We start from the raw sequence: 23,710 nt of genomic DNA, 5'->3' as shown, positions 1-23,710 counted from the left end.
CGGCCGCGCGGGCAGGGGCGGGCAGAGGGCGGGGCTACGAGCCGAGCAGCCGGTCGACGATCGCCTCGACGCGCTCGCGCAGGCCGTCCTGGCTCTTCCCGCCGTCGAGCCGCTCGCCGTCGATGACGTACGTGGGCGTGCCCGTCACGCCGATCGCCTTGCCCTCGGCCTGGTCCGCGTCGACGATCAGGATGTGGCGGCCGTCGACGAGCGCGGTGTCGAACTCCTCGGCGTCCAGGTCGAGTTCGCGGGCGACCTCGACGAGGAACGGCTCGCCCTTGCGGTCGAGCTCCTCGACCCGGCCGAGCACGGCCTCCACGTACGGCCAGCCCTGCCCCTGCTCGAACGCCTCCTCCGCGGCCTGCGCGCCGGCGAAGGCGTGCTTGTGCTTCTCCAGCGGGAAGTGCCGCAGACGCAGGTCGATGCGGTCGCCGTAGCGCGCCCGGAGCGCGCGCACGTCGTCGAGAGCGGTGCGGCAGTCGGGGCACTGGAGCTCGCACCAGACGTCGAGGACGGGGCGGCCCTGAGGGGCGGAGGCGGGAGAGGCGTCGTTCATGGGTCCAGTCTTCCAGCCGGGCGCCGAGGACCCCAACCGGCACCTGTGACGACGCTTGCCCCACCCGGTCGGACCCTCGCGGCCCGGCCCGGACCGGGACCTGCGGAGGAGGCCGTACCCGGAAATGTCCCTGAGGTCGGGCTGGACCGTGGCCTGCGGACCCCGGGCGGTGCACGATGGAGGGGACGGAATGCTCCGTCGACCGCTGCTTGTGCCAGGAGGACCGGATGATTGCCGAGACCGTCTGTTCCGCCGTTTCCGTGGCCGGTCTTGGCATCGCCGCGGTCACCGCGTACCGGAAGCGTTTCCTCGCGGCCGCGCGCATAGCGGCCTATTCGCTGGTGCCGATCGGTCTGGTGATGACCGGTGCGGTCGGCTGGCTGGCGGACACCGCTTTCAGTCCGACGGCGTGGGCCGGTTTCGTCGTGCTCGGCGGCGCCTGGCTCCTGTTCATGGGGACCCGCGCGCTGGAGCGCCGCGGCGGGGGCACGCGTAAGGAGCGCAAGGCGGCCAAGGCCGCCGCCGAGGCCCAGGCCGTCGCGCCCGCCGCTTCCGCCCCGTCCCTGGGACAGAGCGCCCGGCCCGCGGCGACCCGCCCCGCCGCGAAGCCCGCATCCGAGGACTTCAGTGACATCGAGGCGATTCTGAAGAAGCACGGGATCTGACCCGGGGCACGTCGCGCGGCCGGTCGACCACGGTCGGAAACGGAAGGACTTGGACTCTTCCCGGTCCACCCCGTACCGCCCACGTCACGGGATCCGGCGAACTCCCGCTTCTTTTGAGCGTGTTGATCGACTGCGGTACGCCGACTGCGTCATGATCGCCGCGAGATGCTGGACACCACACAGGGCGGTACCGCCCCGCAGGCCGACGAGCGACATGACGGCCTCATGGCCGACGAACGACGAGGCTGCCTCTTCGCACTGTCACAGCCGCCCTTGATGATCTTTCTGGCGGTGATCGGCTGCCTGCTGCTCCTGGCTTCGCTGCACGATCTGTTCCTGCTGTGAGGGCGCGACCGGGTCAGCCCGCCGCCTCCTTGCGGCGTGCCCGGTACGCCGCCACGTGCAAGCGGTTTCCACAGGTGCGGCTGTCGCAGTACCTGCGGGACCGGTTGCGTGAGAGGTCCACGAAGGCCCGGCGGCAGTCCGGGGCCTCGCAGCGCCGCAGCCGCTCCTGTTCGCCGGCGACCACGAAGAAGGCGAGCGCCATCCCGCAGTCGGCCGCCAGGTGGTCGGCGACGGACGCGCCGGGCGCGAAGTAGTGCACGTGCCAGTCGTAGCCGTCGTGGTCGGTCAGACGCGGCGTGGTGCCCGCGGCGGCGACCAGCTCGTTGATGACTGAGGCCGCGGCGTGCGGATCGGATGCCGCGAACACCGCGGCGAACCGCCCCCTCACACGCTGTACCGAGTCGAGGTCACGCTCCGCGAGCACCCCGACGTCGCTGATGTCGTTCCTTCGTACGAATTCGCCCAGGGCCGTCACATCGGCCAGCCCGTCGGCGGCCTGCTCGTCGTCCGGTGCGGTGTTCACCAGATCGACCACGGTGTCGAGGGCGCACCGGGTGTCGTGGGTGATCAGCACGATTTGCTCCCTGGCCTGGGGGTAGTGGGGTCTCCCCTGCTCATCAAGAGCTTGGGGAACTGTGCCCGCCGATGCTGGCCGATGTTATAGGTCCGGTCGGGCGTGCGGCGCCTGCCCGCCGGTCCACGGACGCACCGACGCCGCCCCCGTGGGAGAACCCACGGCGGCGGCGTCGATGTATACCGTATGCGGTTGTTGTGGCTCGGTCCGTCTCCCCGAGTGGACGGCGTCGAGCGGCTCTCGCGGTGCGTGACTCCGACAGTGCGCCGGCGTCGGCTCCAGGCCTTAGCTTTCGGCCAGGATGTGTGAGAGCTCCGTGTCGAGATCGAAGTGACGGTGTTCCGTGCCGGGTGGCACGGCCGCGTCGGTCCTCTTCAGGAACGACTCCAGAGCCCGCGCAGGGGCTTCGAGCAGAGCCTCGCCCTCCGGAGAACTCAGAGCGATGCAGACGACACCCTGACCATGACTTCGGGATGGCCAGACTCGGACGTCGCCGGTGCCGGTGGGCCGGTGCAGGCCCTCGGCGAGCAGATCGCGGGCGAACACCCACTCGACCGTCTCTTCTGCTCCGGTGTGGAAGGTGGCGTGCACGGCGTAGGGATCGGCCGTGTCATACCGCAGTCCTGCGGGTACAGGCAGTGAGGACTCGCTCGACACAACGAGGCGCAGGTGCAGCTCGCAGCTGACCGTGGTGTTCATAAGCGCCAGGGCCTTTCGCTCAGTGTGCGCTCGGGGATTCGCACGTCGGCGAAATCGACATGCCACCTACGGTGCCGTTGTAAACCCCTCTGAGTGTTTTCGGTGGCTTTAGGTAGCTCGGACGGCGGAGTCTTTCTTGTTCCGGAGCGTCCATTCCGGTGACGGGTTTCCGTCGGGTAGGTTTGGCTGTATGAATACGGGGAGTGACGAGGCGGCCGAGTCTGAATCCGGGGCCGCGACGACGGGGGACGGGACGAAGGCCGGGCAGGAGCTCGGTTCGCGGGCGCCGGAGTTCATCAAGGCCCGCAAGGTCCTGCACGTGAGCTGGCAGGTCGGCATCTTCGTGGTGGGGCTCGCGGTCGTGGTGGCAGGCGTGATCATGCTGCCGCTGCCGGGTCCGGGCTGGCTGGTGATCTTCGGTGGCATGGCGATCTGGGCGACCGAGTTCGTCTGGGCGCAGCTCGTGCTGCGTTGGACGAAGCGCAAGGTCACCGAGGCCACACAGCGCGCGCTCGACCCGGCGGTGCGCCGGCGGAACATCATCCTGACGTCGATCGGCGTGGTGATCATCGCCGTGCTCGTCGGGGTCTATGTGTGGAAGTTCGGCTTCGAGATGCCGTGGAAGATCAAGGAGTGAGCGGGGTGGCCCGAGAGGGTCGCGCCGGGGGCGTCGGGGCTGGTCGGAGCACCCGCTGACATGCGGTAATGTTCTCTCTGCGCCCGGGCGATTAGCTCAGTGGGAGAGCGCTTCGTTCACACCGAAGAGGTCACTGGTTCGAACCCAGTATCGCCCACCCCGGACCGAGGGCCCCGGAGGCTTCAAGCCTCCGGGGCCCTCGGCGTTTCCGTGTCGTGCCGCCGTGATGGGCAAGCGCTTTCCGGTGGCGGAGAGCCCCCGGTGTCCGGCGACCGGAACAGGAATCCCATAATCCATTCGGACGCATGGGGATAACCCGGCGAGACCTCTTCGGTAATTCGAAGGGCGGACGAACCTGACCCCGTTTCAGAGTTCCGGACTTCGCCGGGAATCCGGAGTTCTGACGGTGAATCAATGTCCGTCGCCATCGTGCCAATTCACATGCACGTGGGCCGCCGCGTAACGGGGGAGACTCGCACCATGGACTGGAGTCACTACCGCTTCCGCAGCGTCTGGGACCTGGCCGCGGAGCCCGCCGACGTGTTCACGGCCCTCGAACGCGCCGAGGACTATCCCCTGTGGTGGCCCCAAGTGCGCGAGGCGACCCCCCTCGACGAGCACCAGGGCACCGCCCGCTTCCGCTCGCTCCTCCCGTACGACCTGTTCGTGACGGCCAGCGCCCTGCGCCGCGACACCGAGGCCGGGGTCCTGGAGATCGCCATGACCGGCGACCTGGAGGGCTGGGCGCGGTGGACGGTGCGTGCGCACGAGGGCGGGACGCGCGTGTTCTACGAGCAGGAGGTGGAGGTGCGCAAACCCCTGATGCGGCGGTTCGCCCTCATCGGGAGGCCGGTGTTCCTCGTCAACCACGCGCTGATGATGCGGGGCGGGCGGCGCGGGCTCGCCGCGCGGCTGCGCCGGCGCTGACCGAACCGGTTTGATGGAAACCCGCTGGGGCCTGTATGGTTCAACCCGTTCCCGGGCGATTAGCTCAGTGGGAGAGCGCTTCGTTCACACCGAAGAGGTCACTGGTTCGAACCCAGTATCGCCCACCCGGAAGAAAGCCGGTCCGTCAGCAGACGGACCGGCTTTTCTGTGCCCCGGAAGTGCCCCGGATGTGCGCCCCGAACGAAGCCCGTACGGGCAACTCTCAGGCGGCCTCCCGCAGTTCCGTGCGCATCGGCCACGCCGGATCCACCATCTCCGGATTGCCGCTGCGCGCGAACCACGCCTGCAGTCCGCGTGCCTGCGCCGCGTGCCACACCGCCTGAAGGGTATGCAGTTCGGCGGGGGACAGCCGGTCCAGACGGGAAGCGAAACGGCGCCCCACCGCCCGTACGACATCCAGGGACGCCTGCGCGTCCGCGGCGGCGTCGTGCGCGCCCTCCAGGTCCACCTCGTAGTGGGCACACAGGTCCGTGAGGGTGCGGCGGCCCTTGCGGTAGCGGTCCAGGTGTTTGTCGAGGACGCGCGGGTCGAGGACGCACAGCGATGAGCTCTCCATGTAGCGGCCGAGCGCCGAGGCGCGATGACGCCGCAACTCCCGGTCCAGGAGCGTCAGATCGAACGGCGCGTTCATCACCACGAGCGGACGGCCCGCCGCGGCCTGTTCGCCCAGCAGCCTGGCTATCTCCTCCATGACGGGAGCAGGCCAGCGGCCGTTGCGCTGGAGGTGCTCGTCCGTCAGCCCGTGCACCTCGGTCGCCCCGGCCGGCACCGGCACCCCCGGATTCACCAGCCAGCGTGAGACGCGCGGCCGGCTGCCCGCGGCGTCCTGCACGACGATCGCGGCCGACACGATGCGATCGCTCTCCACGTCCACGCCGGTGGTCTCGGTGTCGAATGCGGCCAGTGGACCCTCGTACCAGCACGTCATGTCAATGCAACTCCTCGTTCACACCTGGCAGATGGCTTCACGCGGCTGCCCGTTTCGGTGATACCCGGGCTGTTTGCGTCGTACGCCGACCGGAGACAACACAGATACGGGTCACGGCAGTTCAGCGGCCCGTCCAGGCAATTCACCTGTTTCGGAAGGCCTGTTGGACATGGCGCTCGCGCAGCCCGAACAGGGTGGGCTGCTGCCCGAGCGGATCGCACCGCCGCGCGGCACACTCGCCACCACCGCCTGCATGGAGACACTCCAGGTGGGCTATCTGCACGCAGTAGCGGCAGCCGCGGGCTGTTCGCTCTCTCAGCCATTCCCCGACAACGGCATCGACTGGCACGTCAGCCACAGCGCCCCCGGGCACACGGTCGACGACGAGGTCACCATCAAGGTGCAGCTCAAGTGCACGTACCAGCTCCCACCGAATCCGCCGGGGCCGTCCTTCTCCTTCACGCTCGACAACGCGCATCTGGAGAAGCTCGCCCGTACACCGGTGTCGGTGCACAAGATCCTGGTCGTGATGATCGTGCCGCGTTCGCAGGACGACTGGCTGCGGGCCGGTCACGACCGGCTCGACCTGCGGCACTGCTGCTACTGGATCAACCTGGCCGGTCATCCCGTGACCGGCAGGCGGCGCACCACCGTGCGCATCCCGACCTCGCGGATCTTCGACGACCGTGCGCTCTGCGAGATCATGACGCGGATCGGGACGGGCGGGAGGCCCTGAAGAACGTGGGAGGCCCTGTCGGACAGGGAGGCCCTGACGGACAGGGAGGGAGACCCTGATGCAGCACCGCCCGACCGACGAGCGCCTGCGCGCCCTGAACACCGCCCGATCCCACCCCGCCGACCTCGAAGGCCCCGGACCGGAGCAGGTCGACCCCGTAGTGCTCAACGCACTGCTCGACCGGCACGGCTGGGAGCGCCGTGGCGGCGCCACCGGGCGCTATGTGCGTTGGACGCTGCCCGGCGCCTCCGGGCGCACCAGCCTGCTCGTGCCGGAGAGCCGCGCCTTCCCCGACAGCGATGACCTGCTCGGCGAGGCGCTCGAGGCGCTGGAACGCAGCGGATCGCACTCCGCGCGGGAAGTCCTCGTCTCGCTCGCCGTGCCGAGCGACGAGATCCGCTGGTGGCGCGATGTGCCGGCCGGGCCCGGGGGCAGCGCCGCGTGGCCGGCGGAGGAGCAACTGCGTGCCGCCGCCCGGCGGATGCTGCTGGCCGCCGCGCTCGCCGCCCGGGGCCGGGCCGGCTACTACGGCGCCCGCCACCGCAGGCCCGCCGCCGCGTCGTTGGAGACGGTCCTCGTCGGTGACGCCCCCGGCGGCCGCAGGCTCACCGCGTTCGTGCCCGTCGCCGCGGGCCGCACGCTCGCCGTCCGCCTCCACCAGGCGCTCTACGCGGCACGCGAGGCCATCGACTACCGGCGGGCCACCGGCGGCATGGACGCCTTCGACGGTGCCGTCGAAGCCGGGGTGAGCCATGAACTCGTCGAAGCGCTGGTCGCCCTCGTACGCGGTACGGAGGGAGCCCGGGTCGGCGTCGAGTGGTCACCGGCGGCCGGGGTGCCCGACGAGTGCACGGCCGGGGACGCGCCCGTCGAGTTCTCGCCCGGCGACCTGGCAGTGCTGCGGGAGGCGAGCGCCCGCTACCTGCAGGCCGAGCCGTCCGTCGCCGTCCGCATCACCGGGACCGTCGTGCGCATGCGCAGGTCGGGGCCGCGCGGTGAGGGCACGGTGCGGCTGCACGTCATCGGGGGCGCCGATGTGCCGCACGTACGGATGACGCTGGACGAGGAGGCGTACCGGACGGCGGGGCACGCTCATCTCGTGGGGCTGCCGATCAGGGTGCACGGGCGGCTGGAGAGCCGGGGCGGCTTCCGGCGGCTGACCGGGGCGAGCGGGGTGGTGCCCGTACAGGTCGAGGAGGCCGAGCGGGACCGCCTGATGAAGTCGCTCCAGGAGAATCTGGACTTCTTCGAGGAGGCGTGCAGCGGGGACGACTGACGTCGCGGGCCCGCGTGCAGCGGGCTCCCGGGGTGTGCACGAGGACAGCGGCGCGGGCGGCGTCGATACCGTTTCGCGAGTCGGGCCCCGGGCTCGGTACGATCCCCTGTGTATTGCGCGCGTGGCCAGATCATCGCGCGCCCCCTTCAGGCAGGAGAGTCCGGTGTCAGACGTCCGTGTGATCATCCAACGCGATTCCGAGCGGGAAGAGCGCGTGGTGACGACGGGCACTACGGCGGCCGAGCTCTTCGCCGGCGAGCGCACCATCGTCGCCGCCCGTGTGGCCGGCGAGCTGAAGGACCTCGCGTACGCCGTGCAGGACGGCGAGGAGGTCGAGCCCGTCGAGATCTCCTCCGAGGACGGCCTCAACATCCTGCGCCACTCCACCGCGCACGTGATGGCGCAGGCCGTGCAGGAGCTGTTCCCCGACGCCAAGCTGGGCATCGGCCCGCCGGTCAAGGACGGCTTCTACTACGACTTCGACGTGGAGAAGCCCTTCACGCCCGAGGATCTCAAGGCCGTCGAGAAGAAGATGCAGGAGATCCAGAAGCGCGGGCAGCGCTTCTCGCGCCGCGTCGTCACGGACGAGGCCGCCCGCGAGGAGCTGGCCGACGAGCCGTACAAGCTGGAGCTCATCGGTATCAAGGGCTCCGCGTCCACGGACGACGGCGCGAATGTCGAGGTGGGCGGCGGTGAGCTGACCATCTACGACAACCTCGACGCCAAGACCGGTGACCTGTGCTGGAAGGACCTCTGCCGCGGTCCCCACCTGCCCACCACGCGCAACATCCCCGCCTTCAAGCTGATGCGGAACGCGGCGGCGTACTGGCGCGGCAGCGAGAAGAACCCGATGCTCCAGCGCATCTACGGCACCGCCTGGCCGTCGAAGGACGAGCTGAAGGCGCACCTGGAGTTCCTCGCCGAGGCCGAGAAGCGCGACCACCGCAAGCTGGGCAACGAGCTGGACCTGTTCTCCATCCCCGACCAGATCGGCTCCGGTCTGGCCGTCTTCCACCCCAAGGGCGGCATCGTCCGCCGGGTCATGGAGGACTACTCGCGCCGTCGGCACGAGGAGGAGGGGTACGAGTTCGTCTACACCCCCCACGCCACGAAGGGGAAGCTCTTCGAGACCTCGGGTCACCTGGACTGGTACGCCGACGGCATGTACCCGCCCATGCAGCTCGACGAGGGCGTGGACTACTACCTCAAGCCCATGAACTGCCCGATGCACAACCTGATCTTCGATGCGCGCGGGCGTTCCTACCGTGAACTGCCGCTGCGCCTCTTCGAGTTCGGCACCGTGTACCGGTACGAGAAGTCCGGCGTCGTGCACGGCCTGACCCGCGCCCGTGGCTTCACACAGGACGACGCGCACATCTACTGCACCAAGGAGCAGATGGCGGAGGAGCTCGACAAGACGCTCACCTTCGTCCTCGGGCTGCTGCGCGACTACGGCCTGACCGACTTCTACCTGGAGCTCTCCACCAAGGACCCGGAGAAGTTCGTCGGCTCCGACGAGATCTGGGAAGAGGCCACCGAGACGCTGCGCCAGGTCGCCGAGAAGCAGGGCCTCCCGCTGGTCCCGGACCCGGGCGGCGCCGCGTTCTACGGCCCGAAGATCTCCGTCCAGGCGAAGGACGCCATCGGCCGCACCTGGCAGATGTCGACCGTGCAGCTCGACTTCAACCTGCCGGAGCGCTTCAACCTGGAGTACACCGGCCCCGACGGCACCAAGCAGCGCCCGGTCATGATCCACCGCGCGCTGTTCGGCTCCATCGAGCGGTTCTTCGCGGTGCTCCTCGAGCACTACGCGGGCGCCTTCCCGGCCTGGCTCGCGCCGGTGCAGGCGGTCGGCATCCCGATCGGCGACGCGCACATCCCGTACCTCCAGGAGTTCGCGGCCAAGGCGAAGAAGAAGGGGCTGCGCGTCGACGTGGACTCTTCGTCGGACCGCATGCAGAAGAAGATCAGGAACGCGCAGAAGCAGAAGGTGCCGTTCATGATCATCGCGGGGGACGAGGACATGGCGGCCGGCGCCGTCTCCTTCCGCTACCGCGACGGCTCGCAGGAGAACGGCATCCCCGTCGACGAGGCGATCGAGAAGATCGTCAAGGTCGTCGAGGAGCGCGCGCAGGTCTGACGTCCGCCGCTGACGGCACGGACGTACGACGTCAGGAGGCCCCCGGGAAGTTTTCCGGGGGCCTCTCGTCGCCGTCGCGCCGGAACACCTGGAACATCCAGGACGAGAACGAGCCCGTGATCGCTCCGAGCAGCGCCAGACCGCACGTCATCAGCCCCGCCGCCACCAGACGCCCGAGCGGGGTCACCGGGACCACGTCCCCGTATCCGACGGTCGACAGGGTCGAGCAGGCCCACCACACGGAGTCCCCGAAGGTACGGATCGTGGCGTGCGGCTGCCCGCGCTCGACCTGGTACATGGCCAGGGACGCGGCGAATCCGAGCAGCAAGGCGGACATGCCGGCGTAGGTCGCCACGCGCGCGTGCAGGCTGAGCCGCGGCTGTTCGTGCCGGCGCTGCACGGCGTCGTAGGTCCGCACGACCTGCAGCGGGCGCAGCAGCGGCAGCACCACGACCACCGCGTCCAGCCAGTGGCGATGCACGAACGAGAGCCCCATGCCGCTGTGGCGCCACCTGACGGCGAAGTCCAGCGCGAAGACGGCCCAAGCGGCGGCGGTCACCGCGAGACACACGTCGCGCAGCGCCTGCGGAAGCCCGTGCCCCAGGACTCTGATCGCGTACGACGCGAGGAACAACAGGGCCGCCAGCGTCAGCGGGGTCTCCATCCGGTGCTCCCACGGCGTCCGCCGTCTCTCGTCCATCGGTCAAGGATCGCGGGCCGGGATCGGGACCTGCCCCGCCGACACGCTCCGAACGGGCGAAGCCATATGCTGCACCTCATGACGAGTGAGCCGGAGCAGCACACGGGGCCGGTGGGTGAGCCGGACGGGTTCGGGCGCCTTTGGACGCCGCACCGGATGGCCTACATCCAGGGGGAGAACAAGCCGACCGGACCGGGAGCCGACGACGGCTGTCCCTTCTGCGCCGCACCCGGCATGACCGACGAGGAAGCGCTGATCGTGGCGCGCGGCGCGAGCGTCTACGCGATCCTCAACCTGTACCCGTACAACGGCGGCCACTTGATGGTGCTGCCGTACCGGCACGTCGCCGACTACACGGACCTGGACGACGGCGAGACCGCCGAGCTGGCCCTCTTCACGAAGCACGCGATGACCGCGCTGCGCACCGCGTCCGGGGCGCACGGCTTCAACATCGGCATGAACCAGGGCGCGGTGGCGGGGGCCGGTATCGCCGCGCATCTGCACCAGCACATCGTTCCGCGCTGGGGCGGCGACACCAACTTCATGCCCGTGGTGGGACACACCAAGGTGCTGCCGCAGCTGCTCGGCGACACCAGGACCGCGCTGGCCAAGGCCTGGCCGGACGCCGACTGAGTCGATCGTGACCGGCCGGCCGGGCCCCGCCGTCCCGGGCCGGCCGGGCGCGGCTACGCGTCGTACACGTCGGCATTCGTGGGCATCGGGGCCTGGACCAGGCCGCTGAGCAACGTCGAGCGCATCCCGAACTTCTCCGTGTCCACGCCGTTCTCCTCAAGGACCTTGATCGCCGCCGCGTGCACCACGCGGAGCACCGGGGTGGCCGTGCGCAGCGCGTCGTCCGCCATGAAGCGGTGGCGCCACGGCTTGTCCGCCCAGGCGTGCCGCAGACCGAAGGGCTCGGGCAGGACCAGCTTGCCGCCTATGAAGTCCAGGAGCGGCGGGTACCACGTGAAGGGCGCGCGCACCGCCAGGCGGACCACCTCGTCGGGCTCGATGAGGGGGAGCTTCTTCTCCACCGTCTCCCAGAACTTGATGGACCTGGCGACTTCCTTCGTCTTCGGCTCGGGCTTCGTCGTGAACAGGGAGTGCACCGGGCCGAGCGCATGGCCGGTGACCTCGATGCGAAGCGTCTCGTGCAGGACCGTCACCGTGATCAGCATCGTGATCACCAACTGGCCGTCCCAGAGCGTGAACTGAACGCCCAGGTAGTGGCGGTCGCCGCTGCCGAACTGCTGCTCGTTGCAGATCCGCTGAATCTCGTGGTTCTTGATCTGGAAGGCCTCGACGTCGGTGCCGCTGGGGCGGGCCACCTTCTTCGCGTTCTCCCCGATCGGCGAGACGATCCAGTGCTTTATCGAGGGCGTCGGGAACCCGCCCGTGTGCAGCGGGCCGCGCTCCAGGAGCCGCAGCTTGTCGTGGACCGCCCGGATGACGTCCCAGCTGCGGAACGGGTGGATCTCCGCGCCCTCGTCGCGCGGGATCAGCTCCTCGGCGAGCTGCCAGCTGCCCCAGCGGGTGCCCATGCCGAGGATGCCCTTGGGGCCGGCGTAGAACACGGCGTTCGACTGCTGCTCCGCGGTCAGCTTGGCCAGGCTCTGGCGCAGTCGCTCGGCAGCCGTCTCGCCCGGGCTGCCGGGTACGGCCTCCGGGATCTTGGCGCCGATGCCGCCCCCCGCGAGCAGGCTGTCCCAGCGCTCCCGCATGTCCTGCGCCGTGCGCTCGCAGATCTGCCGGGCCCACAGCCAGCCCACCACGGGCGCCACGATCGCCGCCCGCAGATACCAGGCCCAGAAGCCCGTGAAAGGCAGCTTGACCAGGAAGATCAGGGCGACGGCGGCGACCGCCACCATCAACGCCGTGAACAGCGCGGCCGTGCGCTTGTTCTTCTGGCTGCCGATCATGCGGCGGACCTGGAAGACGAGCAGCCACGCGATCAGGCCGGGCAGGAAGGCCAGGCCGCACAGCGCCATCACGGCCGTCAGCCAGCTGTCGCGCTGCTTACGGATCCGGTTCGCCGCGAGACAGTGCTCGACGACGACCTGCGGCTCGGTGCCGAAGGACTGGATGAGCGGCTTGCGGGCACCGCCGAGCAGCCGGACCTGGACGGCCCGCGAGAACGACTCGCCCAGATTCGGCGCGGCCAGCGACCAAATGCCCTTCTTCACATCGGACTTGTGCCACTCGCTGTTGGCGGCGAGCAGATCGTCCACCTTCGCGTCCCGGTACGCCGCCGAAGCGAGGGCGTACGTGGCCGCGGTCTGGCCCGCGGAGCCGTGCAACGGCACCTGCGCCCCGGGCCTGAAGTCGAATACGTCGTCCGCCACTGCCGCCCCCACTCGCCGCGCGCCTTCGCTCCTGCGGCTTTTCCCGACTTCCTTGCCCTGCACACCTGTTGATCAGGTCATCGGCTTGATCAGGTCATCAGCGTATCCGGGAGGACCGACATCCGTCAGGGGACAGCCGAAGCCGCCCGCCCGGAAGGGGACCGGGCGGGCGGCGAGGCTGCAGGGTGGCCGGCGGTCGGCCGACCACGACCTACGGCCGACTGCGTCCCATGGCCAACTACGAGACGTCCTGCGCCTGTTCGCGCATCCTGTCGCCCAACTGCGCGGGCATCGGCTCGTGCCGCGCGTACGCCCGGCTGAACCGCCCCGTGCCGTGGGACAGCGACCGCAGGTCCACCGAGTACCGGCCGATCTCGATCTCCGGGATCTCGGCCCGTACGAGCGTGCGAGACCCCGGTGCCTGTTCCGTGCCGACCACGCGGCCGCGCCGCCCCGACAGGTCGCTCATCACCGCGCCCACGTAGTCGTCCGCGACGAGCACCTCCACTTCGGCGACCGGCTCCAGGAGATGGATCTTCGCGTCCGCCGCCGCCTCCCGCAGTGCCAGCGCGCCCGCCGTCTGGAACGCCGCGTCGGAGGAGTCCACCGAGTGCGCCTTGCCGTCGAGCAGCGTGATCCGCACATCGATGAGCGGATAGCCCGCGGCCACGCCCTTCGCGGCCTGCGCACGTACGCCCTTCTCCACGGACGGGATGAACTGCCGCGGCACCGCGCCGCCGACGACCTTGTCCACGAACTCGATTCCGGAGCCGTTCGGCAGCGGCTCCACCTCGATCTCGCAGATCGCGAACTGCCCGTGCCCGCCGGACTGCTTCACATGGCGCCCGCGCCCTGCCGACCTGTCGGCGAACGTCTCCCTGAGCGAGACCTTGTGCGGCACGACGTCGACCTGGACGCCGTACCGGTTGCGCAGCCGCTCCAGGGCGACATCGGCATGCGCCTCACCGAGGCACCACAGGACGACCTGGTGGGTGGCCTGGTTCTGTTCGAGCCGCATCGTCGGGTCCTCGGCGACCAGCCGGGACAGGCCCTGCGAGAGCTTGTCCTCGTCCGGTTTGCTGTGCGCCTCGATCGCCAGCGGGAGCAGCGGGTCCGGCATGTCCCACGGCTCCATGAGGAGCGGGTCGTCCTTGGCGGAGAGTGTGTCGCCGGTCTCCGCCCTGCCGAGCTTGGCGACGCACGCCAGGTCACCGGCGATGCAGTGGGAGATCACGCGCTGCTGCTTCCCGAAGGGCGAGGAGAGGGCGCCGATGCGTTCGTCGACGTCATGGTCCTCGTGGCCGCGGTCGGCGAGGCCGTGTCCCGAGACATGGACCGTGTCGTCGGGGCGCAGAGTTCCGGAGAAGACCCGTACCAGCGAGATCCGGCCCACATACGGGTCCGAGGCCGTCTTCACTACCTCGGCGACCAGGGGGCCGTCCGGATCGCAGACGTTCACCGTGCGTGCGTCGCCCGCCGGGGTCGTGACCACGGGGGCCGCGCGTTCCAGGGGAGTGGGGAAACCGCCCGTGATGAGGTCGAGCAGCTCGACCGTGCCGATGCCCTGGCGGGCACCCTGCGCCGCGGGGGCCGCGGCGAGCACGGGGTGGAAGACACCGCGCGCGACGGCCCGCTCCAGGTCTCCGACCAGCGTCTTGTAGTCGATCTCCTCGCCGCTCACGTAGCGGTCCATGAGGGTCTCGTCCTCGCTCTCGGCGATGATCCCCTCGATCAGACGGTTGCGCGCCTCCTCGATGAGCGGCAGTTGGGCGGGGTCCGGCTCGGACTCCTTGCGCTCGCCCGACGCGTAGTCGAACACGCGCTGTGAGAGGAGGCCGACGAGTCCGGTGACCGGCGCGTGCCCGTCGGGCCCCGGCTCACCGTGCAGCGGCAGGTAGAGCGGGATGACGGCGTCCGGGTCGTCGCCGCCGAAGAACGTCTCGCAGGTCCGCGTCATCTGTTCGAAGTCGGAGCGCGCCGCCTCCAGATGCGTGACCACGATGGCGCGCGGCATGCCGACCGCCGCGCACTCCTCCCACACCATGCGCGTCGCGCCCGCCATGGTCTCGGGCCCGTCGGACGCCGAGACGACGAAGAGGGCCGCGTCCGCAGCCCGCAGACCGGCCCTCAGCTCCCCGACGAAATCCGCGTATCCGGGGGTGTCCAGAAGATTGATCTTGTACCCGTCCCATTCGAGGGGTACCAGGGAGAGCTGCACCGAACGCTGCTGCCGGTGCTCGATGTCGTCGTAGTCGGAAACGGCGGTGCCGTCCTCCACCCGGCCCGCCCTGTTCACCGCCCCCGCGGTCAGCGCGAGAGCCTCCACCAACGTCGTCTTGCCCGATCCGCTGTGGCCGACCAGCACCACATTCCTCACGGACGCGGGGTGGTCGGCCGTCGTAGCCCTGCCGGCGGCTCCGGGGTGTGTATTCGCCTTGTCGCCCATGCCTTGCCTCCCGGTTACTTGCACGGTGAGGTGGCACCCCTGCTGAAGAGGGGGTCCCATTGGGCGCGGACACGTGGGACCCGCGACGGCGGCTCCGACGACGCCCGCGGTGTCTTCGAGCTTTCCACTCCGGTCATGGTGCGTCCATACGTCGTACGCGGTTCCCCGGGGCGCGCGGGTGCCCGGCGGTCGCCCACGCGCGCGCGTGACTACGATGGGCCAGCCGGTGGCCAGAAGGGCCGCGCGGCCATCCGACCCTCGGGAAGGCCATGCTGAACAAGTACGCGCGTGCATTCTTCACGCGTGTCCTCACACCGTTCGCCGCGTTTCTCATCCGTCGCGGGGTCAGCCCCGACGCGGTCACGCTCCTCGGCACGGCCGGGGTTGTGGCGGGCGCACTGGTCTTCTTCCCCCGCGGGGAGTTCTTCTGGGGCACGATCGTCATCACGCTGTTCGTGTTCTCGGACCTCGTGGACGGCAACATGGCGCGCCAGCTCGGCCGCACCAGCCGCTGGGGCGCGTTCCTCGACTCCACGCTGGACCGCGTCGCCGACGGCGCGATCTTCGGCGGCCTCGCCCTCTGGTACGCGGGATCCGGTGGCGACAACATGCTGTGCGCCGTCTCCATCTTCTGCCTCGCCAGCGGCCAGGTCGTGTCGTACACCAAGGCCCGCGGTGAGGCCATCGGCCTGCCCGTCGCGGTCAACGGCCTGGTGGAGCGCGCCGAGCGGCTCGTGATCACCCTCGTCGCCGCCGGTCTCGCCGGACTGCACACGTTCGGCGTCCCCGGCATCCAGATCCTGCTGCCGATCGCCCTGTGGGCCGTCGCCGCGGGCAGCCTCGTGACGCTGATCCAGCGGATGGTGACCGTCCGCAGGGAGTCGGCCGAGGCTGACGCGGAGGCCGCCGCCGCGTCCTCCCAGGAGAGCGGGGCCGGATCGTGAGCACTACGCGCGAGCGACTCGTCGACGCCCTCTACGGCGCGGGCTGGAGCACGGTCAAGAAGCTCCCCGAGCCCGTCGCGGTCCGCCTGGGCCGCACCATCGCCGATGTCGCGTGGAGGCGGCGCGGCAAGAGCGTCCTGCGCCTGGAGTCCAACCTCGCGCGCGTGGTGCCCGACGCCTCCCCGGAGCGCCTCAAGCAGCTCTCCCGGGCGGGCATGCGCTCGTACCTGCGGTACTGGATGGAGTCGTTCCGGCTGCCGTCCTGGAGTGCGGACCGGGTCCGTAACGGCTTCGACGTCGACGACGTCCACCACCTCACCGACGCTCTCGCCTCCGACAAGGGCGTCGTCATCGCCCTGCCCCACCTGGGCAACTGGGATCTCGCCGGCGCCTGGGTCACCGCGAAGCTGGAGACGCCGTTCACGACGGTTGCCGAGCGGCTCAAGCCCGAGACGCTCTACGACCGCTTCGTGGCGTACCGCGAGAGCCTCGGCATGGAGGTCCTGCCGCACGAAGGGGGATCCGCCTTCGGCACGCTCGCCCGCCGGCTGCGCGCCGGCGGCCTGGTCTGCCTCGTCGCCGACCGCGATCTGTCCGAGTCCGGCGTCGAGGTGAAGTTCTTCGGCGACACCGCGCGCATGCCCGCGGGCCCCGCGATACTCGCCCAGCAGACCGGCGCCCTGCTCCTTCCGGTCACCCTCTGGTACGACGAGTCGCCCGTCATGCGCGGACGCATCCACGGCCCCATCGAGGTCCCCGAGACAGGTACCCGCGCCGAAAAGACGTCTGTCATGACGCAGGCGCTGGCCGACGCCTTCGCCACAGGGATCGCCGACCACCCGGAGGACTGGCACATGCTGCAGCGCTTGTGGCTCGCTGACCTCGAGGAGCGCCGACCGTGAAGATCGGCATCGTCTGCCCGTACTCCTGGGACGTGCCGGGCGGCGTCCAGTTCCACATCCGCGACCTCGCGGAGCACCTCATCGCCCTGGGGCACGAGGTGTCCGTCCTCGCCCCGGCCGACGACGAGACCCCGCTGCCGCCGTACGTCGTCTCGGCGGGCCGCGCGGTCCCCGTGCCGTACAACGGCTCGGTCGCCCGGCTCAACTTCGGCTTCCTGAGCGCCGCGCGGGTGCGCCGCTGGCTGCACGACGGCACGTTCGACGTGATCCACATCCATGAGCCGGCCTCGCCTTCGTTGGGCCTGCTCTCCTGCTGGGCCGCGCAGGGGCCGATCGTCGCCACGTTCCACACGTCGAACCCGCGGTCCCGCGCCATGATTGCCGCGTATCCGATCCTCCAGCCCGCCCTGGAGAAGATCAGCGCGCGCATCGCGGTGAGCGAGTACGCGCGGCGCACGCTCGTGGAGCACCTCGGCGGGGACGCCGTCGTCATCCCGAACGGCGTCGACGTGGACTTCTTCGCCCGCGCCGAGCCCAAGGCCGAATGGCAGGGGGGCACCATCGGATTCATCGGGCGCATCGACGAGCCCCGCAAGGGTCTTCCCGTACTGATGAAGGCCCTGCCGCGGATCCTGGCCGAGCGGCCCGGGACGCGGCTGCTCGTGGCCGGTCGCGGCGACGAGGAGGAGGCCGTCGAGAGCCTGCCCGCCGAGATGCGCGAACAGGTCGTGTTCCTCGGCATGGTCAGCGACGAGGACAAGGCCAGACTGCTGCGCAGCGTCGACGTGTACGTGGCCCCCAACACGGGCGGCGAGAGCTTCGGCATCATCCTCGTCGAGGCCATGTCGGCGGGCGCGCCCGTCCTGGCCTCGGACCTCGACGCGTTCGCCCAGGTCCTCGACCAGGGCGGCGCGGGCGAGCTGTTCGCCAACGAGGACGCGGACGCGCTGGCGGACTCGGCCATCCGGCTCCTGGGCGACGCCGACCGGCGCGAGGAGCTGCGGGAGCGCGGCAGCAAGCACGTGCGGCGCTTCGACTGGTCGACGGTGGGGGCGGACATCCTGTCCGTGTACGAGACGGTGACCACCGGAGCGGCTGCCGTCGCCACCGACGAACGCAGCGGGCTGCGGGCCCGGTTCGGGCTCGCCCGCGACTGACGGGACGTACCGGCGCGCCACGCGCACCAAGGCGCCAGGTGCACAAACCGGTACGTCCCTCCCGTCCCGTACGCGGCTGATCGCCGCTGCGGGGCGCGGCTGTAGCCTTTGCGCCCGTGACCTCCACTTTGATCTGGATCGCGGTCTTCCTCATCGCAGTCGGCCTCTACCTGAGCTGGACAGCCGGCCGCCTCGACCGGCTGCATGCCCGGATCGACGCGGCCCGCGCCGCCCTCGACGCCCAACTGCTGCGCCGCGCCTCGGTGGCACAGGAGCTGGCCACCTCCGGAGTGCTCGACCCGGCCGCCTCGATCGTCCTGTACGAGGCCGCGCACGCGGCGCGGCAGGCCGAGGAGGACCACCGTGAGGTCGCCGAGAGCGAACTGAGCCAGGCGCTGCGGGCGGTGCTCGGTGAGGCCGGGCAGATGGAGGCGGTGCGTGCCGCCCCGGGCGGCCCCGACGCGGCCGAGGAGCTCGCTCAGGCGGTCCGCAGGGTGCCCATGGCCCGGCGCTTCCACAACGACGCCGTACGGGCCGCACGCGCCCTTCGAAGGCACCGCAAGGTGCGCTGGTTCCGCCTCGCGGGCCACGCGCCGTTCCCCCTGGCCTTCGAGATGGACGACGAGCCGCCCGTCGCACTCGCCGACCGGCCGACCTCGTGACACAGTGCCGACCGGGCCCACCTCGTAACACGGTGGTGACCAGGAGCGTTCGCGAAGAATGAGCCACCGGTCAGATATTGGCCCTTGATGTGGACTGGTCGCGGGGCGTTTCCTCTGTGGAGTACCAAACCCACCTTTTCCACCGAGCGAGGTCACCCGTGTCCAGCACCCCCCAGTTCGTCGAAACCACCGGCACCGCGCGCGTGAAGCGCGGCATGGCCGAGCAGCTCAAGGGCGGCGTGATCATGGACGTCGTCAACGCCGAGCAGGCGAAGATCGCCGAGGACGCCGGTGCGGTGGCCGTCATGGCGCTCGAGCGGGTGCCGGCCGACATCCGCAAGGACGGCGGAGTGGCCCGGATGTCCGACCCGAACATGATCGAGGAGATCATCGAGGCCGTCTCCATCCCGGTCATGGCCAAGTCCCGGATCGGCCACTTCGTGGAGGCCCAGGTCCTGCAGTCCCTCGGCGTCGACTACATCGACGAGTCCGAGGTGCTCACCCCGGCCGACGAGGTCAACCACAGCGACAAGTTCGCGTTCACGACCCCCTTCGTGTGCGGTGCCACCAACCTGGGCGAGGCCCTGCGCCGCATCGCCGAGGGCGCGGCCATGATCCGCTCGAAGGGCGAGGCCGGTACGGGCAACGTCGTCGAGGCCGTCCGCCACCTGCGCCAGATCAAGAACGAGATCGCCAGGCTGCGCGGCTTCGACAACAACGAGCTGTACGCCGCCGCCAAGGAGCTGCGCGCCCCCTACGAGCTCGTCAAGGAGGTCTCCGAGCTCGGCAAGCTGCCGGTGGTGCTGTTCTCCGCCGGTGGTGTCGCCACGCCCGCCGACGCCGCCCTGATGCGCCAGCTCGGCGCCGAGGGTGTCTTCGTCGGCTCCGGCATCTTCAAGTCCGGTGACCCGGCCAAGCGCGCCGCCGCCATCGTGAAGGCCACCACCTTCTACGACGACCCCAAGATCATCGCGGACGCCTCGCGCAACCTGGGCGAGGCCATGGTCGGCATCAACTGCGACACCCTCCCCGAGACCGAGCGCTACGCGAACCGGGGCTGGTAATGACCTCTCCCGTAGTGGGCGTCCTCGCGCTCCAGGGTGACGTACGGGAGCACCTCGTCGCCCTGGCCACGGCCGATGCCGTGGCCAGGCCCGTGCGGCGCCCCGAGGAACTCGCCGAGGTGGACGGGATCGTCCTGCCCGGCGGGGAGTCGACCACCATCTCGAAACTGGCCGTCCTGTTCGGGCTCATGGAGCCCCTTCGCGCGCGCGTGCGTGAAGGCATGCCGGTGTACGGCACCTGCGCGGGCATGATCCTGCTCGCCGACAAGATCCTCGACCCGCGTTCGGGCCAGGAGACGGTCGGCGGGATCGACATGATCGTGCGCCGCAACGCCTTCGGACGTCAGAACGAGTCCTTCGAGGCGGCGGTCGACGTGCGCGGCGTGGAGGGTGCCCCTGTCGAGGGCGTCTTCATCCGCGCGCCCTGGGTCGAGTCGGTGGGCGCCCGCGCGGAAGTACTCGCGGAGTACGGCGGGCACATAGTCGCTGTACGGCAGGAAAACGCCCTCGCCACGTCCTTCCACCCCGAACTGACCGGCGACCACAGGATGCACGCACTGTTCGTCGACATGGTGCGGGCGAAGCAGGTCGCCGGGTCCTTGTAGGATCTCGGGGGGTTCCCCGGCCCCTGAGGCCAGGGGGAGTTCGTACTGGGTTGGTTACGCGAAGGAGACAGGCAGATGTCCGGCCACTCTAAATGGGCTACGACGAAGCACAAGAAGGCCGTGATCGACGCCAAGCGCGGCAAGCTCTTCGCGAAGATGATCAAGAACATCGAGGTCGCCGCCCGCACGGGCGGCTCCGACGTGTCCGGCAACCCGACGCTCTTCGACGCCATCCAGAAGGCCAAGAAGAGCTCGGTCCCTAACAAGAACATCGACTCCGCGGTCAAGCGCGGCGCCGGCCTCGAGGCCGGTGGCGCCGACTACGAGACGATCATGTACGAGGGCTACGGTCCCAACGGTGTCGCGGTGCTCATCGAGTGCCTCACCGACAACCGCAACCGTGCCGCGTCCGACGTGCGTGTCGCCATGACCCGCAACGGCGGCAACATGGCCGACCCCGGCTCCGTCTCGTACCTGTTCAACCGCAAGGGTGTCGTGATCGTCCCCAAGGGTGAGCTGTCCGAGGACGACGTCCTCGGTGCCGTGCTCGACGCGGGCGCCGAAGAGGTCAACGACCTCGGTGAGTCCTTCGAGGTGCTCAGCGAGGCCACCGACCTGGTCGCGGTGCGCACCGCGCTCCAGGAGGCCGGCATCGACTACGACTCGGCCGACGCCAACTTCGTCCCGACCATGCAGGTCGAGCTGGACGAGGAGGGCGCCCGCAAGATTTTCAAGCTCATCGACGCGCTCGAGGACAGCGACGACGTGCAGAACGTCTTCGCCAACTTCGACGTGAGCGACGAGGTCATGGAGAAGGTCGACGCCTGACACGCAGGCAGCACACGGGCCGACGGGACACACGCACCCGTCGGCCCGTCGCATTGTCAGCGGTACCCGATAGCCTGCACAAACTGGCTATCGAAGGAGGGGCGGGGTGCGCGTACTCGGCGTGGACCCGGGGCTGACCCGGTGCGGTGTCGGCGTGGTCGAGGGGGTCGCGGGGCGGCCCCTGACGATGCGTGGTGTCGGCGTCGTACGGACCCCGGCCGACGCGGAGTTGGGCCACCGCCTCGTCGCCATCGAGCAGGGCATCGAGAAGTGGCTGGACGAGTACCGGCCCGAATTCGTCGCCGTGGAGCGGGTGTTCAGCCAGCACAACGTGCGGACGGTCATGGGGACGGCCCAGGCGAGCGCGGTCGCCATGCTCTGCGCCAGCCGCCGCGGCATCCCCGTCGCCCTCCACACGCCCAGCGAGGTCAAGGCCGCCGTGACGGGCAGCGGGCGGGCCGACAAGGCGCAGGTGGGCGCCATGGTGACGCGCCTGCTCAGACTGGACGCGCCCCCCAGACCCGCCGACGCGGCCGACGCCCTGGCCCTCGCGATCTGCCACATCTGGCGCGCCCCCGCGCAGAACAGACTCCAGCAGGCCGTCGCCCTGCACGCCTCGAAACCAGCTACAGCACCGAAAGGCCGTATCGCATGATCGCCTTCGTCAGCGGCCCGGTGGCCGCCCTCGCCCCTGACACCGCGGTGGTCGAGGTCGGCGGCATCGGCATGGCCGTCCAGTGCACTCCGAACACGCTCTCCGGACTCCGCCTCGGCCAGCAGACCAAGCTCGCCACCTCCCTCGTCGTACGCGAGGACTCGCTCACGCTCTACGGCTTCACCGACGACGACGAGCGCCAGACCTTCGAGCTCCTCCAGACCGCCAGCGGCGTCGGACCCCGCCTCGCGCAGGCGATGCTCGCCGTGCACAGCCCCGACGCGCTGCGCCGCGCCGTCGCCTCCGGTGACGAGAAGTCGCTCACCGCTGTGCCCGGCATCGGCAAGAAGGGCGCCCAGAAGCTGCTCCTCGAACTCAAGGACCGGCTCGGCGCGCCTCTCGGCACCGGTACGGGCGTGGGCGCCCCCGTGACCTCAGGCTGGCGCGACCAGCTGCACGCCGCGCTCATCGGGCTCGGCTACGCCACCCGCGAGGCCGACGAGGCCATCGAGGCGGTCGCCCCGCAGGCCGAGGAGGAAGGCGGCACCCCCCAGGTCGGCAAGCTCCTCAAGGCCGCGCTCCAGACGCTGAACCGCACCCGCTGACCGGGCCGCGGCCGCCCTCCTGATCCCGCCCGATCCACCACCACCGCGAGGCACACCTCATGAACTGGGACGACACGACCGACGCGACGCCCGACGCCGAGCGGCTCGTGGGCTCTGTCGCCGACCGCGAGGACCAGGCCGTCGAGGCCGCCCTGCGCCCCAAGGACCTGGGCGAGTTCATCGGCCAGGAGAAGGTGCGCGAACAGCTCGACCTGGTCCTCAGGGCGGCACGCGCGCGCGGCGCCACCGCCGACCACGTCCTGCTCTCCGGGGCACCCGGCCTCGGCAAGACCACGCTCTCCATGATCATCGCGGCGGAGATGGGCGCCCCCATCAGGATCACCAGCGGCCCGGCCATCCAGCACGCCGGCGACCTGGCCGCGATCCTCTCCTCCCTCCAGGAGGGCGAGGTCCTCTTCCTCGACGAGATCCACCGCATGTCCCGACCCGCCGAAGAAATGCTCTACATGGCGATGGAGGACTACCGGGTCGACGTCATCGTCGGCAAGGGCCCCGGCGCCACAGCCATCCCGCTGGAGCTGCCCCCGTTCACCCTCGTCGGCGCCACCACGCGCGCGGGCCTGCTGCCGCCGCCGCTGCGCGACCGCTTCGGCTTCACCGCGCACATGGAGTTCTACGAGCCTGCCGAGCTGGAGCGCGTCATCCACCGCTCAGCGAACCTCCTCGACGTGGAGATCGACCCCCAGGGCGCCGCCGAGATCGCCGGACGCTCCCGCGGCACCCCCCGGATCGCCAACCGGCTGCTGCGCCGGGTCCGTGACTACGCGCAGGTCAAAGCGGACGGGCACATCAACCGCGACATCGCAGGGGCGGCCCTGCGCGTCTACGAGGTGGACGGCCGCGGCCTCGACCGGCTCGACCGCGCCGTCCTCGAAGCACTGCTCAAGCTCTTCGGCGGCGGCCCCGTCGGCCTCTCCACCCTCGCGGTCGCCGTGGGGGAGGAACGCGAGACGGTCGAGGAGGTCGCCGAACCCTTCCTCGTCCGCGAAGGCCTGCTCGCCCGCACGCCGCGCGGCCGGGTCGCCACGCCCGCGGCCTGGACCCACCTCGGCCTCACGGCGCCCCAGCAGACAAGGGGCACAAGCGGACAACAGGACCTCTTCGGGGCGTGACCGCGCAGGGTAGTCGCATGTCAGGAACCCCGGTGCCATGCTGAGCGTTGTTCCATCAGTGCGGACTCGCTTAGACTCCGCCGATGCCGCCCTTGTGGACGGCGTGCCCACCCCCATCCAACAGGCCGCTTACGTGCGCGGTCGTGCGAAGGAAATTTCCGTC

At 70.2% G+C, this 23,710-nt stretch carries 25 protein-coding genes and 2 tRNA genes; 20 read left to right on the top strand and 7 right to left on the bottom strand.

The window, feature by feature from the left end:
- Window positions 1-34: 34 nt before the first annotated feature.
- Window positions 35-556 carry a DsbA family protein gene (locus ACIPWY_RS25310; RefSeq protein WP_362906032.1) on the bottom strand — a complete coding sequence of 174 codons (522 nt, stop codon included), beginning with the start codon at window positions 554-556 and terminating at the stop codon, window positions 35-37.
- Window positions 557-783: 227 nt separating this feature from the next.
- Here ACIPWY_RS25310 and ACIPWY_RS25305 point away from each other — a divergent pair, with 227 nt between their 5' ends.
- Together ACIPWY_RS25305 and ACIPWY_RS25300 are read left to right on the top strand one after the other, a co-directional pair.
- Entirely contained in the window at window positions 784-1,221 is a 438-nt protein-coding gene (locus tag ACIPWY_RS25305; protein WP_362906034.1) for a hypothetical protein, read from the top strand.
- A 165-nt stretch (window positions 1,222-1,386) separates the two neighbouring features.
- Window positions 1,387-1,566, top strand: a complete 180-nt coding sequence (locus tag ACIPWY_RS25300) for a hypothetical protein (RefSeq protein ID WP_383887729.1) — start codon at window positions 1,387-1,389, stop codon at window positions 1,564-1,566.
- A 13-nt stretch (window positions 1,567-1,579) separates the two neighbouring features.
- On the opposite strand, the gene ACIPWY_RS25295 is transcribed toward ACIPWY_RS25300, so the two are convergent.
- A complete protein-coding gene (locus ACIPWY_RS25295; protein WP_362906038.1) occupies window positions 1,580-2,140 on the bottom strand; it encodes a CGNR zinc finger domain-containing protein in 561 nt (186 codons plus the stop codon).
- Window positions 2,141-2,425: 285 nt separating this feature from the next.
- Window positions 2,426-2,839 (bottom strand): SsgA family sporulation/cell division regulator, encoded by a 414-nt coding sequence (locus ACIPWY_RS25290; protein WP_003959770.1) that lies wholly within the window; start codon window positions 2,837-2,839, stop codon window positions 2,426-2,428.
- Window positions 2,840-3,029: 190 nt separating this feature from the next.
- Between ACIPWY_RS25290 and ACIPWY_RS25285 the strand changes: the two genes are divergently transcribed.
- The 4 genes from ACIPWY_RS25285 to ACIPWY_RS25270 all read left to right on the top strand — a co-directional run bounded on the left by ACIPWY_RS25285 (window position 3,030) and on the right by ACIPWY_RS25270 (window position 4,528).
- Window positions 3,030-3,476 (top strand): TIGR02611 family protein, encoded by a 447-nt coding sequence (locus ACIPWY_RS25285; RefSeq protein ID WP_362906040.1) that lies wholly within the window; start codon window positions 3,030-3,032, stop codon window positions 3,474-3,476.
- An 85-nt stretch (window positions 3,477-3,561) separates the two neighbouring features.
- Window positions 3,562-3,633 (top strand) — tRNA-Val (locus tag ACIPWY_RS25280).
- Window positions 3,634-3,956: 323 nt separating this feature from the next.
- Window positions 3,957-4,403: an SRPBCC family protein gene (locus ACIPWY_RS25275; protein WP_362906042.1), complete on the top strand. Its 447-nt coding sequence runs from the start codon at window positions 3,957-3,959 to the stop codon at window positions 4,401-4,403.
- A 53-nt stretch (window positions 4,404-4,456) separates the two neighbouring features.
- Window positions 4,457-4,528: transfer RNA gene (locus ACIPWY_RS25270), tRNA-Val, on the top strand.
- Window positions 4,529-4,626: 98 nt separating this feature from the next.
- On the opposite strand, the gene ACIPWY_RS25265 is transcribed toward ACIPWY_RS25270, so the two are convergent.
- Window positions 4,627-5,352, bottom strand: a complete 726-nt coding sequence (locus ACIPWY_RS25265) for a 3'-5' exonuclease (protein ID WP_362906044.1) — start codon at window positions 5,350-5,352, stop codon at window positions 4,627-4,629.
- A gap of 169 nt (window positions 5,353-5,521) precedes the next feature.
- On the opposite strand from ACIPWY_RS25265, the gene ACIPWY_RS25260 reads away from it, so the two are divergent.
- The 3 genes from ACIPWY_RS25260 to thrS all read left to right on the top strand — a co-directional run bounded on the left by ACIPWY_RS25260 (window position 5,522) and on the right by thrS (window position 9,504).
- Entirely contained in the window at window positions 5,522-6,088 is a 567-nt protein-coding gene (locus ACIPWY_RS25260; protein WP_362906046.1) for a DUF4365 domain-containing protein, read from the top strand.
- A gap of 58 nt (window positions 6,089-6,146) precedes the next feature.
- Window positions 6,147-7,364: a hypothetical protein gene (locus ACIPWY_RS25255; protein WP_393704031.1), complete on the top strand. Its 1,218-nt coding sequence runs from the start codon at window positions 6,147-6,149 to the stop codon at window positions 7,362-7,364.
- A gap of 163 nt (window positions 7,365-7,527) precedes the next feature.
- Window positions 7,528-9,504 carry a threonine--tRNA ligase gene (gene thrS / locus ACIPWY_RS25250; protein ID WP_362906050.1) on the top strand — a complete coding sequence of 659 codons (1,977 nt, stop codon included), beginning with the start codon at window positions 7,528-7,530 and terminating at the stop codon, window positions 9,502-9,504.
- A gap of 31 nt (window positions 9,505-9,535) precedes the next feature.
- Here thrS and ACIPWY_RS25245 read toward each other — a convergent pair whose 3' ends face one another.
- The gene (locus tag ACIPWY_RS25245) at window positions 9,536-10,204 is read right to left on the bottom strand and encodes a potassium channel family protein (RefSeq protein WP_393704033.1); all 669 of its coding nucleotides are present in this window, start codon (window positions 10,202-10,204) and stop codon (window positions 9,536-9,538) included.
- Between the two features lie 66 nt (window positions 10,205-10,270).
- Between ACIPWY_RS25245 and ACIPWY_RS25240 the strand changes: the two genes are divergently transcribed.
- Window positions 10,271-10,837 carry an HIT family protein gene (locus ACIPWY_RS25240; protein ID WP_393704035.1) on the top strand — a complete coding sequence of 189 codons (567 nt, stop codon included), beginning with the start codon at window positions 10,271-10,273 and terminating at the stop codon, window positions 10,835-10,837.
- A gap of 53 nt (window positions 10,838-10,890) precedes the next feature.
- Here the strand turns inward: ACIPWY_RS25240 and ACIPWY_RS25235 are convergent, their stop codons facing one another.
- Both ACIPWY_RS25235 and ACIPWY_RS25230 read right to left on the bottom strand, forming a co-directional pair.
- Window positions 10,891-12,546, bottom strand: a complete 1,656-nt coding sequence (locus ACIPWY_RS25235) for a hypothetical protein (RefSeq protein WP_362906055.1) — start codon at window positions 12,544-12,546, stop codon at window positions 10,891-10,893.
- Window positions 12,547-12,784: 238 nt separating this feature from the next.
- The gene (locus ACIPWY_RS25230; RefSeq protein ID WP_393704037.1) at window positions 12,785-14,992 is read right to left on the bottom strand and encodes an elongation factor G-like protein EF-G2; all 2,208 of its coding nucleotides are present in this window, start codon (window positions 14,990-14,992) and stop codon (window positions 12,785-12,787) included.
- A 269-nt stretch (window positions 14,993-15,261) separates the two neighbouring features.
- On the opposite strand from ACIPWY_RS25230, the gene pgsA reads away from it, so the two are divergent.
- The 10 genes from pgsA (at window position 15,262) to ruvB (ending at window position 23,547) form a co-directional block, all read left to right on the top strand.
- The gene (pgsA, locus tag ACIPWY_RS25225) at window positions 15,262-15,936 is read left to right on the top strand and encodes a phosphatidylinositol phosphate synthase (protein WP_362906059.1); all 675 of its coding nucleotides are present in this window, start codon (window positions 15,262-15,264) and stop codon (window positions 15,934-15,936) included.
- On the top strand, window positions 15,933-16,838 hold the full coding sequence (locus ACIPWY_RS25220) for a phosphatidylinositol mannoside acyltransferase (protein ID WP_362906060.1): 906 nt from the start codon (window positions 15,933-15,935) through the stop codon (window positions 16,836-16,838). Before pgsA ends, ACIPWY_RS25220 begins: the two co-directional genes overlap by 4 nt.
- Window positions 16,835-17,995, top strand: a complete 1,161-nt coding sequence (locus tag ACIPWY_RS25215) for a glycosyltransferase family 4 protein (protein WP_393704040.1) — start codon at window positions 16,835-16,837, stop codon at window positions 17,993-17,995. The genes ACIPWY_RS25220 and ACIPWY_RS25215 overlap by 4 nt, the downstream gene beginning before the upstream one ends.
- Before the next feature lie 116 nt (window positions 17,996-18,111).
- Complete coding sequence (locus ACIPWY_RS25210) at window positions 18,112-18,657, top strand: hypothetical protein (RefSeq protein WP_362906064.1); 546 nt, start codon at window positions 18,112-18,114, stop codon at window positions 18,655-18,657.
- A 215-nt stretch (window positions 18,658-18,872) separates the two neighbouring features.
- The gene (gene pdxS, locus ACIPWY_RS25205; protein ID WP_362906110.1) at window positions 18,873-19,721 is read left to right on the top strand and encodes a pyridoxal 5'-phosphate synthase lyase subunit PdxS; all 849 of its coding nucleotides are present in this window, start codon (window positions 18,873-18,875) and stop codon (window positions 19,719-19,721) included.
- The gene (pdxT, locus tag ACIPWY_RS25200; protein ID WP_362906066.1) at window positions 19,721-20,326 is read left to right on the top strand and encodes a pyridoxal 5'-phosphate synthase glutaminase subunit PdxT; all 606 of its coding nucleotides are present in this window, start codon (window positions 19,721-19,723) and stop codon (window positions 20,324-20,326) included. Before pdxS ends, pdxT begins: the two co-directional genes overlap by 1 nt.
- A gap of 75 nt (window positions 20,327-20,401) precedes the next feature.
- Window positions 20,402-21,154, top strand: a complete 753-nt coding sequence (locus ACIPWY_RS25195) for a YebC/PmpR family DNA-binding transcriptional regulator (protein ID WP_266566512.1) — start codon at window positions 20,402-20,404, stop codon at window positions 21,152-21,154.
- Between the two features lie 106 nt (window positions 21,155-21,260).
- A complete protein-coding gene (gene ruvC / locus ACIPWY_RS25190; protein ID WP_393704043.1) occupies window positions 21,261-21,809 on the top strand; it encodes a crossover junction endodeoxyribonuclease RuvC in 549 nt (182 codons plus the stop codon).
- Entirely contained in the window at window positions 21,806-22,414 is a 609-nt protein-coding gene (gene ruvA, locus ACIPWY_RS25185; RefSeq protein WP_393704045.1) for a Holliday junction branch migration protein RuvA, read from the top strand. Before ruvC ends, ruvA begins: the two co-directional genes overlap by 4 nt.
- A 59-nt stretch (window positions 22,415-22,473) precedes the next feature.
- The gene (gene ruvB, locus ACIPWY_RS25180) at window positions 22,474-23,547 is read left to right on the top strand and encodes a Holliday junction branch migration DNA helicase RuvB (protein WP_362906072.1); all 1,074 of its coding nucleotides are present in this window, start codon (window positions 22,474-22,476) and stop codon (window positions 23,545-23,547) included.
- Window positions 23,548-23,710 lie beyond the last annotated feature (163 nt).

It is taken from the genome of Streptomyces sp. NPDC090032 (assembly GCF_044748025.1).
GTDB lineage: Bacteria > Actinomycetota > Actinomycetes > Streptomycetales > Streptomycetaceae > Streptomyces.
Note: the sequence above shows the minus strand (reverse complement) of the source record. Positions and strands in the feature narration are given on the sequence as shown.

Coding starts and splice junctions, on each gene's coding strand:
- ACIPWY_RS25310 (WP_362906032.1), bottom strand. CDS start 556: ATGAACGACGCCTCTCCCGCCTCCGCCCCTCAGGGCCGCCCCGTCCTC.
- ACIPWY_RS25305 (WP_362906034.1), top strand. CDS start 784: ATGATTGCCGAGACCGTCTGTTCCGCCGTTTCCGTGGCCGGTCTTGGC.
- ACIPWY_RS25300 (WP_383887729.1), top strand. CDS start 1,387: ATGCTGGACACCACACAGGGCGGTACCGCCCCGCAGGCCGACGAGCGA.
- ACIPWY_RS25290 (WP_003959770.1), bottom strand. CDS start 2,839: ATGAACACCACGGTCAGCTGCGAGCTGCACCTGCGCCTCGTTGTGTCG.
- ACIPWY_RS25285 (WP_362906040.1), top strand. CDS start 3,030: ATGAATACGGGGAGTGACGAGGCGGCCGAGTCTGAATCCGGGGCCGCG.
- ACIPWY_RS25275 (WP_362906042.1), top strand. CDS start 3,957: ATGGACTGGAGTCACTACCGCTTCCGCAGCGTCTGGGACCTGGCCGCG.
- ACIPWY_RS25265 (WP_362906044.1), bottom strand. CDS start 5,352: ATGACGTGCTGGTACGAGGGTCCACTGGCCGCATTCGACACCGAGACC.
- ACIPWY_RS25260 (WP_362906046.1), top strand. CDS start 5,522: ATGGCGCTCGCGCAGCCCGAACAGGGTGGGCTGCTGCCCGAGCGGATC.
- ACIPWY_RS25255 (WP_393704031.1), top strand. CDS start 6,147: ATGCAGCACCGCCCGACCGACGAGCGCCTGCGCGCCCTGAACACCGCC.
- ACIPWY_RS25245 (WP_393704033.1), bottom strand. CDS start 10,204: ATGGACGAGAGACGGCGGACGCCGTGGGAGCACCGGATGGAGACCCCG.
- ACIPWY_RS25240 (WP_393704035.1), top strand. CDS start 10,271: ATGCTGCACCTCATGACGAGTGAGCCGGAGCAGCACACGGGGCCGGTG.
- ACIPWY_RS25230 (WP_393704037.1), bottom strand. CDS start 14,992: ATGGGCGACAAGGCGAATACACACCCCGGAGCCGCCGGCAGGGCTACG.
- pgsA (WP_362906059.1), top strand. CDS start 15,262: ATGCTGAACAAGTACGCGCGTGCATTCTTCACGCGTGTCCTCACACCG.
- pdxS (WP_362906110.1), top strand. CDS start 18,873: ATGGCCGAGCAGCTCAAGGGCGGCGTGATCATGGACGTCGTCAACGCC.
- pdxT (WP_362906066.1), top strand. CDS start 19,721: ATGACCTCTCCCGTAGTGGGCGTCCTCGCGCTCCAGGGTGACGTACGG.
- ACIPWY_RS25195 (WP_266566512.1), top strand. CDS start 20,402: ATGTCCGGCCACTCTAAATGGGCTACGACGAAGCACAAGAAGGCCGTG.
- ruvA (WP_393704045.1), top strand. CDS start 21,806: ATGATCGCCTTCGTCAGCGGCCCGGTGGCCGCCCTCGCCCCTGACACC.
- ruvB (WP_362906072.1), top strand. CDS start 22,474: ATGAACTGGGACGACACGACCGACGCGACGCCCGACGCCGAGCGGCTC.